General features: G+C 69.4%; 9 protein-coding genes and 1 pseudogene. 5 read left to right on the top strand and 5 right to left on the bottom strand.

The window, feature by feature from the left end; genetic code table 11:
- Positions 1-598 precede the first annotated feature (598 nt).
- Positions 599-3,799, top strand: a complete 3,201-nt coding sequence (locus ABTY20_RS03860; RefSeq protein ID WP_351995409.1) for an AfsR/SARP family transcriptional regulator — start codon at positions 599-601, stop codon at positions 3,797-3,799.
- Positions 3,800-3,968: 169 nt separating this feature from the next.
- On the opposite strand, the gene ABTY20_RS03865 is transcribed toward ABTY20_RS03860, so the two are convergent.
- Together ABTY20_RS03865 and ABTY20_RS03870 are read right to left on the bottom strand one after the other, a co-directional pair.
- Positions 3,969-4,802 (bottom strand): alpha/beta fold hydrolase, encoded by an 834-nt coding sequence (locus tag ABTY20_RS03865; protein ID WP_351995519.1) that lies wholly within the window; start codon positions 4,800-4,802, stop codon positions 3,969-3,971.
- 93 nt (positions 4,803-4,895) lie between these two features.
- A complete protein-coding gene (locus ABTY20_RS03870) occupies positions 4,896-5,735 on the bottom strand; it encodes an alpha/beta fold hydrolase (RefSeq protein WP_351995410.1) in 840 nt (279 codons plus the stop codon).
- A 1,332-nt stretch (positions 5,736-7,067) separates the two neighbouring features.
- On the opposite strand from ABTY20_RS03870, the gene ABTY20_RS03875 reads away from it, so the two are divergent.
- Positions 7,068-7,649, top strand: a complete 582-nt coding sequence (locus ABTY20_RS03875; protein ID WP_351995411.1) for a sigma-70 family RNA polymerase sigma factor — start codon at positions 7,068-7,070, stop codon at positions 7,647-7,649.
- A 955-nt stretch (positions 7,650-8,604) separates the two neighbouring features.
- On the opposite strand, the gene ABTY20_RS03885 is transcribed toward ABTY20_RS03875, so the two are convergent.
- The 3 genes from ABTY20_RS03885 to ABTY20_RS03895 form a co-directional block, all read right to left on the bottom strand.
- Entirely contained in the window at positions 8,605-9,894 is a 1,290-nt protein-coding gene (locus ABTY20_RS03885) for a hypothetical protein (protein WP_351995412.1), read from the bottom strand.
- A 92-nt stretch (positions 9,895-9,986) separates the two neighbouring features.
- Positions 9,987-10,142 (bottom strand): hypothetical protein, encoded by a 156-nt coding sequence (locus ABTY20_RS03890; protein WP_351995413.1) that lies wholly within the window; start codon positions 10,140-10,142, stop codon positions 9,987-9,989.
- 541 nt (positions 10,143-10,683) lie between these two features.
- Entirely contained in the window at positions 10,684-11,154 is a 471-nt protein-coding gene (locus ABTY20_RS03895; protein ID WP_351995414.1) for a nuclear transport factor 2 family protein, read from the bottom strand.
- A gap of 161 nt (positions 11,155-11,315) precedes the next feature.
- On the opposite strand from ABTY20_RS03895, the gene ABTY20_RS03900 reads away from it, so the two are divergent.
- The 3 genes and pseudogenes from ABTY20_RS03900 to ABTY20_RS03910 form a co-directional block, all read left to right on the top strand.
- Positions 11,316-11,759 (top strand): Rrf2 family transcriptional regulator, encoded by a 444-nt coding sequence (locus tag ABTY20_RS03900; protein WP_351995415.1) that lies wholly within the window; start codon positions 11,316-11,318, stop codon positions 11,757-11,759.
- A 100-nt stretch (positions 11,760-11,859) separates the two neighbouring features.
- Positions 11,860-12,558, top strand: coding sequence for an IS630 family transposase (locus ABTY20_RS03905; RefSeq protein WP_351995416.1), 699 nt, complete (start codon positions 11,860-11,862; stop codon positions 12,556-12,558).
- Positions 12,559-12,845: pseudogene (locus ABTY20_RS03910) on the top strand (transposase); the annotation flags it as partial.
- Between the last annotated feature and the right edge of the window lie 12 nt (positions 12,846-12,857).

Raw genomic sequence — 12,857 nt, forward strand, 5'->3', positions numbered from 1 at the left:
CGAGCCCGGTCACGTGGGCGTACGCCCACGCCGGACACACGAAGGAGACGCCCGGACCGGATGCGCCGGACCGGTGCGGGCGCACGGCGGGATCCCCGCCCGGCCGCGGGAGCGGCACGAGCATTCCCGTGAACGAGCCGCCGAACCGGACGAGGGGCCGTCCCGCACCCGGCGCCGGCAGGCGCACTGCTTCCGGGATGAGTGGGACCCGGTGGACCCGCAGGCGCTGCAGCCGGCCGGGGAGGCACCCCCGCCGCCGCGGCGGCTCACGCCGCCCGCGCGATCCTCACGCTGGGTGACGCCCTGCTAGTGTCCCCCTGGTGTGCGGGAAGCGGACGAAGGGGTCCTCACCGCTCCGATCCACCTGCTCCGCTGTCCGTCCGGGGCGGACAGGTCATCGCGACAGGGGTCGCGGAGGTCACGCGGAGGTCCGGGCGGGGCGGTGTCCGGCGTTCGCCGCAACACCCATGACGCGACCGTCCCGGTCCTGGCAGGTCGGCGACCCACGGCTGGAGCGGTTCGCCCACGTGCCGAGGGGACGCGCGTGTACGGGTGGTAGCACTGTTGAGTGGGATACCGGGTGGGGACGGTGACGGTTGTGGAACATGGACTTGATTTCGGGTTGCTGGGTCCGCTGGTGGTGCGGCGGGCGGGTGTGGTGCTGGATCCGGGGCGGCGCAAGCAGCGGCTGCTGCTGATCCGGCTGCTGCTCGCCGACGGCCGTGCGGTCGCCGCCGAGACGCTGTGCGAGGAGCTGTGGTCCCCGGAACCGGGACGCACCCCGGGCGGAGCGATGGCCTCCCTGCACGCCCACGTCAGCAAGGTCCGCGCGGTCCTGGAACCCCCGCACCTGCGCCGGGGAACATTCGAGGTCCTGGTCACCGAACCGGCCGGCTACGCCCTGCGCGTGGCGCCCGGCAGCCGGGACACCGTGCGCTTCGAACGGGCCGCCGCCCAGGCCCACCGGCTGCTGGAACAAGGCCGCAGCGGACACGTCGTGCAGGAGGCCGACCGGGCTCTGGCCATGTGGCGCGGTACCGCGCTCGCCGACGCCGCCCACCACCTGTTCGCCGCCCAGGAAGCCGCGCGCCTGGAGGAACTGCGGCAGAGCGTGCGCGAGGTGCGCACCACCGCCCTGCTCCTGGACGGACGCACCCTGGAGGCCGTGGACGCAGCCCGGGAGCTGACGGTGGAGCACCCACTGCGCGAGACCGGCTGGGCCCTGCTGCTGCGCGCCCTGTACACGGCCGGCCGCCACCCCGAAGCACTGCAGCGCTACACCGACCTGCGCCGCCTCCTCGCCGACGAACTCGGCCTCGACCCCGGCCCCCAACTGCGCGCCCTGCACGACGGCATCCTCCGCCACGACCTGCCACCAATGTCCCTGCCGGGAACGGCCAGGACAGCAGGCCCGGCAACCGCACCCGGCGCGAGCACCTGGTCCGGCAGCGGTGCGCACGGACCAGCAGGGGCCAAGACAGCGGAGGAGCAAGGCGGAACCGCACTCCTCGACGCGCGGCCTGTCGCCGCGGCCTGCGGTGCCACGTCCTGTGGGCCGGCTGCCGAGACGACGCCGTCCGGCACGACCGCCGGGGCATCCGCCGGTTCGGCGGCCCTATCCGGTGCGAACGACCGCCCGGTCGGGGACGACGGTGGAAGCGAGCCGTCGTCCCTGGCGCGCCCGGCGCAACTGCCACGTGATCTGCCGGTGTTCGCGGGGCGGACGGCCGAAGGCGCACAGCTCTGCGCCATGAGCGGAGCATCGGGGTCGGCAGGTGCTGCCGTCGTGGTGATCGGTGGTGCTCCCGGTGTCGGCAAGACCACCTTCGCCGTCCACCACGCCCACCGCATCGCCTCCGCCTTCCCCGACGGACAACTCTTCGTCAACCTGTGCGGCTTCCATCCCCACGCGCCCGCCGTACAACCCGGCGACGCCCTCCACGGCTTCCTCACCGCCCTCGGAATCCCCGCCCCCCGCATCCCCGAGGACACCACCGCCCGCAGCACCCTCTTCCGCAGCCTCCTGGCCGGTCGACGCATCCTGCTCTTCCTGGACAACGCCCGCGACGAACAACAAGTCCGCCCCCTGCTTCCCGCCGGAGACGGCTGCCTCACCCTCATCACCAGCCGCAACCAACTCCCCGGCCTGATCGCCACCGACGCCGCCAAACCCCTCACCCTCGCCCTGCCCTCCCAGACCGAGGCCCACGAAACACTCGCCCGACGCCTGGGAGCCGAACGCCTGGCCGCCGAACCGGACGCCACCGCCGACATCGTCCGCCTGTGCGGACGCCTGCCCCTGGCACTGGCCGTGGTCGCCGCCCGCGCCGAACTCGATCCCGCCTTCCCCCTGCACGCCCTCGCCGACGACCTGCGCCACACCCCCGGCAGCCTGGAAGCCTTCACCAGCTCCGACACCACCACCGACGTCCGCGCCGTCTTCTCCTGGTCCTACAACTCCCTGCAGGAACCCGCCGCCCGCCTCTTCCGCCTCCTGGCCCTCCACCCCGGCCCCGACATCACCGCCCCCGCCGCCGCCAACCTCGCCGCACTCCCCCTCCCCCACACCCGCCGCCTGCTCACCGAACTCACCCGCTCCTGCCTCCTCGAACAACCCCTGCCCGGCCGCTTCGCCCTGCACGACCTGCTGCGCGGCTACGCCACCGAACTCACCCACACCCACGACCACACCGGCCAACGCCACCACGCCACCCTGCGCGTCCTGGACCACTACATGTTCACCGCCCACGCCGCCAACCGCCTGCTCAAACAGGACTCGGAGCCGGAGCGCGACCTCGGCTCCCCGAGTGCGGGCGTCACCCCGGAGGACCTCACCACCGTGGAACAGGCCGACCGCTGGCTCACCGCCGAACACCGGGTGCTCGGCGGCCTGCTGCATACCGCCGTCGACCAGAAGCTGGACCGCCACATCACCGGACTGTCCTGGGCGCTGAAGGAGCACCTGAACCGCCGGGAGTACTGGCCCGAGGCGATCACCGCGCTGACCCCCGCCCTGGAAGCGGCCCGGCGCCGAGGCGACCGCCTGGAAGAAGGCCGCTGCCTACGCCACATCGGCAGCGTCTACGGCTACCTCGGCCATCAGGAACAGGCCCTGGACCACCTGCAGCGCGCCGCCACGCTCTTCGAGGAACTCGACGCGATCGGTGAGCAGGCCCGCGCCCACTACGGCACGGCGTGCGCGCTGTATTTGTTCGGCCGGATCCAGGAGGCCGTGGCATTCTCCGAGCGGGGGCTCGCGCTGTGCCGGGCGACGGGGGACGAGCTGTGGACGGCCGAGTGCCTCGTCGAGCTCGCCTGGTTCCATTCCAACCTGGGGCAGCTGGAGAGGAGCCTCGTGTACAGCGAGGAGGCCCTCACCCTGTTCCAGCGTCTGAACGCCCCGTGGCAGCAGGCTCAGGGCCGGGACGCCCTGGGCTACACCCTCCGTATGCTCGGCCGGTATGAGGAGTCGGTGGCCACCTACCGGCGGGCGATGCACGCGTTCGGGGAACTGGGGGACCACAGGAACGCCGTCGGCGCGCTGATGCGCCTGGGCGACACCCGCCTGGCCATGGGCGACCGGGAGGCCGCCCGGGCCGACTGGGCCCGCGCGCTCGCCTACGCCGAAAAACGGGCGCTGGCCCGCAGCGCCCAGGAGGCCCGGGACCGGCTCGCCGCACTGAACGCCGAAGCGGACCCCGCGCCCGTCACGCCGGAGAGGGCCATCGGCAACCATCGGCTCCCCACTCCGGCGAGCGGTGATCCTGCGCGCGAGCTCCATACCTCCGGGCGGGGATAGCGCCTCCTCGGGCTGTGCCGGGGCACCGCCCGGGCGTCACCGCCGACGGCCTTCTCCGTCTTCTCCGTTCCCGACGCGCGTGACGGGGACGCGGCCCCGGACCCGGGCACGGTCCTGAACCGACCGTGCGCCCGTCCGCCAGGTCGCGGCGGGCGGGCGCACGGGGTGGTCACTCGGCCAGGAAGGCGAGCAGGGCGTCGGTGACCTCCTGGGCGTGGGTCCACAGCAGGCCGTGCGGGGCGCCCTCGATGACGACGTACTCGGCCTGCGGCAGCGCCCGGTGGAAGGGCTCGCCGGTGGCCTCGATCGGCAGGATGCGGTCGGCGGTGCCGTGCAGGATCAGCGCCGGGACGTCGATCTTGGCGATGTCGGCGCGGAAGTCGGTGGTCCAGGTGGCCACGCAGGCCAGGGAGGCGTACCAGGAGGCCCCGGCGGCCACGTTCCAGCTGTTGCGCAGCGCCTCCTCGCTGATGCGGGTGCCGAGGTTCTCGTCCAGGTTGTAGAAGTCCTGGTAGAAGGCGGTGAAGTAGGCGTAGCGGTCGGCGGTGACGGCCTGCTCGATGCCTTCGAAGACGCTGCCGTCGACGCCCGTGGGGTTGTCGTCGGTCTTGAGCAGGAAGGGTTCCAGGGAGGCGAGGAAGGCGGCCTTGGCGACGCGTGCGGAGCCGTGGGTGCCCAGGTAGCGGCCGACCTCGCCGGTGCCCATGGAGAAGCCGACCAGGACGGCGTCCCGCAGGTCGAGGGTCTCCAGGACGGTGTGCAGGTCGGCGGCGAAGGTGTCGTAGTCGTAGCCGGTGGTGGGCTGGCTGGAGCGGCCGAAGCCGCGCCGGTCGTAGGTGATGACGCGGTAGCCGGCCTTCAGCAGCGCGGCGGACTGCTTCTCCCAGGAGTGGCCGTCGAGCGGGTAGCCGTGGATCAGCACGACCGGCTGCCCGGTGCCGTGGTCCTCGTAGTAGAGCTCGATGTCGGTGCTGTTCTCCTGGCCGACGGTGATGAACGCCATGGTGGTCACTGCCTCTCGTGTGTTCGGAATGCTCGGGATACTCGAAGTGGTGGTGCGGGATGGATGATGCCCGCGCCGCGACGGGACCGCTGGTCAGCGGACCGTGCGGGCGGCCTTTTCCACGATGTGGGCGACGGCGTCGGGGCGCGAGACGGACACCGCGTGCGACGCGTCGATCTCGGTCGTGTGCGCATGCGCCCGCTGCGACATGAAGTGCTGGGCGGCCACGGGGATGTTGCGGTCACCGGTGGTAACCAGCGACCAGGAGGGGATCGTCTTCCAGGCAGCCTTCGTGGACTTCTCCTCCAGCGCGGCGGCGGCGATCGGACGCTGCCCTGCGGCCATGAGACGAGCCTCGTCCGTCGGCACGTCCGCGGCGAACTGCCGATGGAACTTGTCCGACTTGATGTGGATGTCGGCGCCCTGGCTGCCGTCGGGCAGGGTGTAGTTCACCGGTTCGATCGCCTGGCCGAGGGTGCTGCCGGGGAACTTGTTCGTCAGCCCGAGCGAGCTCTCGCCGGTGTCGGGCAGGAACGCCGCGATGTAGACGAGCGCCTTGACCTTGTCCTCCAGTCCCGCGGCGGCCTGGCTGATGACGGTGCCGCCGTAGGAGTGACCGACCAGGACCACGGGGCCGTCGATGTGGTCGACGACGCTGCGCAGGTAGGCGGCGTCGTTCGCCGGGCCGCGCAGCGGGTTGGCGGCGGCCACCACCGGATAGCCGGCGCGCTGCAGTCGCTTGACGACGCCGTCCCAGCTCGCGGCGTCGGCGAACGCCCCGTGCTCCAGCACGATCGTCGGTCGCTCCCGGTGAGGGGCTGCGGCTCCCGCCACGCCGGGAAGGGTGAGGGCCGTGACGGACAGGCCTGCGGCCGCGGTGACACCGAGCAGGGTGAGCCGGCGGCTCGGGCGGGGCGGGCGGGCGATGCGCATCGTGAACGTCCTTTTTTCTTAGATGTTGGTCCTGGTGGGGGACTGACGGGGCGGGTGGGGCGCCACCGAGAAGGAAATGCACGCAACTTAATTGCACACAAATAACATCTTCGGCCGTCATGTCGTTTCGTGAGCGGGTAAGAGGCCTGCCATGTATCGCGGTTGACGCCTGGCGGACAGAGGACCGATCCGGGCCGGCCGCGGTGACGGTGCCTTCGTCGTGTCCTACGTCCGGAAGCCAGGTCCGGTTCACCCGCGCTGTCCGGATCACGTTCCGCGACCAGCGGTGTGCCGGGGCCGGTGAGATCCGGTCGCGGCCGGGGCGCCGCGCCGGACATACAGAGCGTCCGCGGGTTGCGGACGACGCCGGTACGGACGCCGTCGGCGAGCACCTCCGGACCGGCGTGGTGGAGACGGAAGGCGGCGCGGGTACTGCAGCCCGGCGCACCGGGGCGGCGACGCCGCGCCGGCCAGTGGGCACGGGGTGCGCCGCCCGGCGGAGCTCGGGACGGTGCGGCTCCGGCCCGAGACCGAAGCCGCGGGGTCCCGTTCGAACGTGCGCGACAAATTCTTTTGAATTGCTCACCTAAGCAATCACCGAACGCACCGGTGGATTTCCTTCAGAGAAAGGATCCCCGAGGTGACGGCCCGTCATAATCCAAATACTCACCGTCAGGCGTAAATTTTTTCGTACGGTCAACGCACCAGCTTTCCCGAAGGCTTGCCTCACCAATTTCCGGGCATGCGAAAATCCCGTGCCGCCGCGGGGTGGGTGGAGGCACGGGCCATGCGTCCGGCCCATCCGGGGGGAGTCGGGCCGACCGCAACGAAGCACCCCGTGTACGAAGCGGAGCACCCACCACCGAGAACGACGCCGGACGGTGACCGGTTCACCCCTCACAGGAGTTCCCCCGCATCCGCGGGCACGGGCCCGCGGTGAACCGTTCACCCTCCCGACGCGTTACAGCCCACAACCGGCCCTCGCAGCGACAATTCGCCCCGCCCGGTCGTGTCGGAGCCTCCACCACCGGGAGCCCACACTCCCTCCCTCGCCGGTCAGTGGATACCTGACACCCCTGTCTGGCGGAGGCGCCAACCGCACGCCCGTGCGACGTGACTGGCCGACCCCTTTCCGGATCTGCCCGGGAGGCGGCTCGAAGCACCGGGCACGACGGCACCACGAGCACCACGACGACGCGACAAGAAGCACCGGCCCGGCGCGACAAGGAGACGACAAGGTTTGGCCAAGGCAATCCGAACAGTGTTGGCCCCACGCTCCCGCCCGTGCGGGGGACACGCCACGGAACACCTGAACAGGATCGAGCGCCACCTATGAACGGGACCTTGGAGGCGGGGATCGCCACCCCCGCTCCAGCCCGGGTGCATGCCCGGCACGCCGCGTCGGACGCCGACTGCGACGCCTTCATCAAACACCTCTACGACCAGTACGGATCCCTGCTCCTCCGGTACGCCGCACGACTGTTGGACGGTGACTGGCACAAGGCCGAGGACATCCTCCAGGAGACGGCGGCCCGCGCCTGGAAGCACGCCCAGTTTCTGGGCACTCGTAGCGAACACATCCGGCCGTGGTTGTTCACCGTGGTCAAGAACCTGGTCATCGACCACCACCGGGCCCGCCAGATCCGCCCCCTGGAACTGATGCTCGCCGAGGAACTGGACGCCGTCTGGGACGGCACGGACTCCACCCTCACCTCCCACGTGGTGCTCGAAGCACTCCGGGAACTGAACGAGCAGCAACGGACCGTCATCCAGCTCATGTACTACCTGGAATGCAGCGTGGCCCAGGCCGCCGAGCACCTCGGCATTCCACCCGGCACCGTCAAGAGCCGCGCCTTCTACGCCATGCGGGCACTGCGCAAGGCACTGGAGGAACGGGGCGTACTCGGCGAGTAACCCCCGCACGACCGGAACACGGACCGCCGAAGACCGGTCCGGACCCCCGCCGCCCACGCCGCACCCCGACCGGCTCGTGCCTTCCGCAGGGTTGGTGAACCGGTCAAGAAGCGGGGACGTTTTAGTCGTGACAGCCGGAGCCGGCCCGAGGAGCCGAGGGAGACGTGGTGAACTGCGAGCAGACCAAGGAAGAGTTGGCCGTCCAAGCCCTGACCGGAGGCCGGCACGGCGGGCTGGACGCCGAGAGCGCCGAACACCTGGGCCGCTGCCCGGATTGCTTGGACGAACGGCGGCGGCTCGCCGATGTGACCCTGGTGCTCTCGGGCATCGGTCCGCCCGCGTTCGAAGGGCTCCGGCCGGCCGATGTCCGGGCCGCCCCGCGAAGAGCACCGGAGCCGCGTGCGGCGGCCCCTGACGCCCGGGACTGTACGTGCCCGCGGACGTGACACACCCGGCACGGTCGGCCGGGGGCCGTGGATTGCCGCCAGGGCCCCGCATGCGGTTTGGACCCGTGTGGTCAGGGCCCGGCGTGGTCGCACGCGCACAACGTCGGCCGGCGGCCGAGCCGCTCACGCGGCACACGGCGGACGCCGGCCTGCCCGGCCATGTCCGTGTGCCTGCCGAAAACCCCGTTCACGGAGGTCAGGCGGCATGTTGGTCGTGGAGCAGGTGTCTTCGCACCGCAGATGAGCGAGGACAAGTAGGGGTCTGACGACCGGCAGACAGCTGTCGCCACCGGGTCCTGATCTCTTGCTGCCGGGCAGGCAGTCGTGTGGTCAGGAAGCGTAGGGTGCGGCCGGACAGATCGATCGACGAAGAGTGGACGAGCATGCGGAGCTCCTGGCGGGCACGGATGATCTCGTTCAAGAATCCGTCTACCAGGAACCTCGTTGTTCAGCACAGCTGACAACCTTCAACACCTGACTACAGCCGTCAGGTTGGGGAAGGCTCAAGGTCAGTGCACTCGCTTCCCGATTCCGGGCGGCCCTTCGGTCAGGGTTTTGAGCGCTTCAAGACTCGATGCCGCCTGCTCGAGGGTGTGGGAGCTTCTGTCGATGACTTCCGTGAGCTGCCCCAGGCGTTCATCCAGCGTCTTCTTCGCACGGGACTGGACCTTGGCGTTGACGCTCCCGGCGATGAGGGCCAGTGCGCTGCCGCCGACGACGACGGAAGTCGCGGGCAGCGAGATCGCGGTTCCGCGAAGTGAACCCAGGGTCACAGACTTTGCTGCCAGTTTTTTCGCGGCATTGGACATGGTTGACGTGGTCACTGCGTCCACCACTGCAGACGGCAGTTTCGAATTCCTTGACGCGGGCCGGCGCTGGACATGGACGCTGCCGTCAAGCCGGTCAAGCCGGCTGTGGGCGTCTTCGATCTCAGCACGGAGTTCGTCTGTGGACCGGGTGATGCGTTCGGCCAGGGTCCTGGCGACGTCATGCTTGTCCTGGTGGTACGCGAAGGCGAGCTCGGCAAGCCCAAACTGGACGGTTGCTGCGTAGCACTTCGCCAGCAGGTCGAGGTACAGCATCGCCTCCTCCACAGCCTCCTTGCTCAGGTTCTTCTCCGCCTGACGCGGGGACCTGTACTCGGCGTCCTCCAGCTTCTTGACCGCATCCTGGAGATGGCGAAGGCACTTGTGCCTCGCACCGCCCAGGGCGTTCCTGATGACCGAGAAGTCGCTCGCCTCGACGCCGTGCTCGCAGTGAGCACGGAGCAGCTCGACCAGATTCCCGACCTGCTCGACGGCGTTCTCGACCTCGCCGACCTGGTCGGACTGCAGGTGCTTGTAGAGCTCGTCCATCCGCTGCCGGATGGCCTTGATGTCCCGGGCCATCTCGGCGGTCTGTGCCTGGGCCGCGATGGCACCCAGGACGGCTGCCGCACCGGACATGGCGGCGACACCCGTGGCGGGACGGATACGCATCAGACGTGTCACTCGGCCTCGGTCGCCACGCAGAGCGCTCTGGATCCATCCTCCTTCCTCGGTGATCACCTTGGCGGTGTTCATCATCTCGCGGGAGGTCTGGTCGAGTTCGACCAGACAGCCGGTCAGACGCCGAGACTCGATGAAGGACCGGGTCGCAGGTTCCAGTGTCCGTAGGAGCGCCGCCCATTCGCTGGAGGTGAGGTCAGCAATCCGGCGTCCCCAACGTGAACGTCGCGCCTCGGAGGGGGCGTCGATCACGACGGCCCGGTCCTCCGCCACACAGACGACGATCTCTTCGGACTCATCCCTCAGCGACACTTCGCGCAGCCCCCTCGACCTGACTCGACTTCCCGGCCGATTGTAGGCCTGGCCCTCACCGCATTTCGGGCAAACGAATCAGCATCACCACCTCACGCCCCCGTCACACCCGGGACCTGGACGAAGGCGTCGTCGGGGCAGTCGAGCAGTGCGCGCACCGATGCCGGCAGTTCCTCACCCGCCGGTTCCTGCTCCCACGCCCATCGGACGAGATCACTCTCCGGTGCCTGGGGCGTACCCTCCGGCACACCCCGGTCCTGGAGCTCCTCCCGCAGGGACCGGGCGTAGGCATCCGGATACGCGCCACGGCAGCGGTGAGCAGGGCCGTCCACGGATACCGGATGCCGCGACGGGCCCGTGGATCAGGCACCGTGGCCAGATGCTTCCGCAGGTCAACAGCTGCCTCCAGCGGGGCTGGGCCGGAGGCGTCCCCAACTGCCGAAGGCATGAGGGCATGCGGGAAGATGGGTGCGCAGGCATGGACTCGCTCGGTGCTCATACGGACTGGACACCCATATGATCACCAGCGGCCATGCCTGTTCTGCGTCCGGGGCGGACGTCGACAGAAGTCGACACGCCACCACAACCGGCACTCAACAGGCGAACCGCCCACCTCGGCACTTCTCAAAGACCCTGCCAGCCGGCCAGGGCTGCTGATACTCGATGAGTCGGCCTGCCGGGTCGTGTCGGCGGTTGGGTGCGAACAACAACTTTGTTCAAGAAGCAGCGCCGGGTATGCGGCCCGAAGAAGGGAGTGTCTTGTCGCATACTCGGCGCTGACCGGCAGAGTTACGCCGTCGTGGCTGCTGTCTCGGCGGCTTCGACTGCGGACTTGAAGTCGGGGTGGACCCCGATTTGATCAAGCCACACGCTCATCGAGTTGTAACAATTGAACCTTTCGATCTTTCCGTCACGGAGGTACCAGAGGTCCGCCGCCGGCACGTCGATCCGGTTCCCGGTCGGTGGGATCTCGCCGACCGGAGTCGGAAAACCTCCGAGATGCGTGCCCTGGATTCGCAACTCGACGGCGACGACATCACCGAACACATGTACCTCGAGCAGCTCACGGTGTACATCGGGGAACGAGCGGGCGAGGCCCGCGATCACCTGAGGAATCTGCTCTCCGCGGAAACTCTGCGAGGTCGACATGTCGTTGAACGACCCGTCCTCGGTGAACAAGGCCAGGAAACCGTCACCGTCGAGAACGTTCCCTTCCGCGAGCCGGTAGGCCTCGCGGATGGTCTTTTCGTTACTTTCCATTCCTGTTCTCCTTCGAGTTCGCAACACGCTCACGATCCGCGCTTGCCTTTGATCGACTCTTCCCGGCTGTCGTAACAATAATCGTTACGGCGGATTGTCGCAACTTTCACTGTTACGACTCTACTGTCGTAACATGGAGCGTTGCGACCGGAGGAGGGATCATGAGCGCCAACAGCAGGCTGACCATTGCCGCCCATGCGCTGGCCTGGATCGGTCTCTACCAGCGCCAGGGCCACGAGGTCGCCACCTCCGAGCAGATCGCAGCCAGCGCGAACACCAACCCCGTGGTGATCAGGCGGCTGCTCGGCGAGCTGCGCAGGGCCGGGCTCGTGGAGTCCCGGCGGGGCGCGGGCGCGGGCTGGTCGCTGGCGCGCGAGCTGGGTTCGATCACCCTGCTCGACGTGTACGAGGCAGTGGAACCCGGCCCACTGTTCGCGATGCACCGCACCACCCCGGACCGGGGATGCGTGGTGGGTCACGGCATCCAGCCGGCAATGCGGGGCATCTACCAGGACATCGAGGAGACCCTGAGACACGAACTGGCCCGCGTCACGCTCGAGAAGGTACTCAGGGACGTACTCGCGGCACCTCGCCAGCCTCTCTGATCAGCTGGGCGACCCCGTGCGAACCGTAGGGTTCGGCGTGGGTTCCGCCCACCGGGGCGGAGTGACGTGAGCGTGAAGATGGGATCCCGCGCCGAACGCGTTGGATCCGCCGCCGGAACAGACGGCGGGCGCAGGCCGAGCTCACCGCGGACCAGGCCGTGCTCGTCCAGCGGCTCTACGACGACGAGCGGGAGAAGACCGTCCAGCAGATCCGCCCGAGCGGGCCCTGGTGTTCTGCGTGGACGAGAAGAGCCAGCTCCGGGCGCTGGACCGCTCCCAGCCGGTGCTGCCGACGATGCCCGGGGTCCCGCAGCGGATCACCCACGACTACGTGCGCGCCGGCACCACCACCCCGTTCGCCGCACTTGAGGTCGCCACCGGGAAGGTGATCGGCTCCCTGCATCGCCGGCACCGGGCCGAGGAGTTCAAGAAGTTCCTGATCAAACTCGACCGGGAGGTCCCGCAGGGCCTGGACGTGCACCTGGTGCGGGACGACCACGCCACCCACAAGACTCCGGCGACCAAGACCTGGCTGGTCGCCCGTCCCCGCTTCCACCCGCACTTCACGCCCACCGGATCGTCCTGGCTGAACCTGGTCGAGCGGTGGTTCGCCGAGCCGGCCAACAAACAGATACGGCGCGGCGTCCGCAAAAGCGTCCAGGCCCTGGAGAAGGACCTCCGCGCCTGGATCGCCACATGGAACACCGGCCCCAAGCCCTACCTGTGGACCAAGACCGCGGACGAGATCCCTGAACGCCTCGCCAGCTATCTGAACAGAATTCCTGACTCAGAAGACTAGCGGGCGCGGGCCGAGGACCGCATCCGGGCCGCGCGGACCACCGCCTGCGCAACCTGCCCCTGCACGACACCGCGCAGAACCGGATCTGGCTGGAGATCGTCCAGCTCGCTCTGACCGGCGAAATCCGCACGTGGGAGCCCCGCCGTCTCCGGTTCCGCCTTCTCTCCGCCGCCCAGATCGTCACGACCGCCCGCCGCCGGCATCCGAGGTTCGCCCGCCACTGGCTCCGGACCGGCGTGATCACCGACGCCCTGGCACGGCTCGAAGCTCTCCCGAACCCCGGCTGAGCAGCACGTGCC

This window comes from Streptomyces sp. NPDC126497 (assembly GCF_040302425.1).
Taxonomy (GTDB): Bacteria; Actinomycetota; Actinomycetes; order Streptomycetales; family Streptomycetaceae; genus Streptomyces.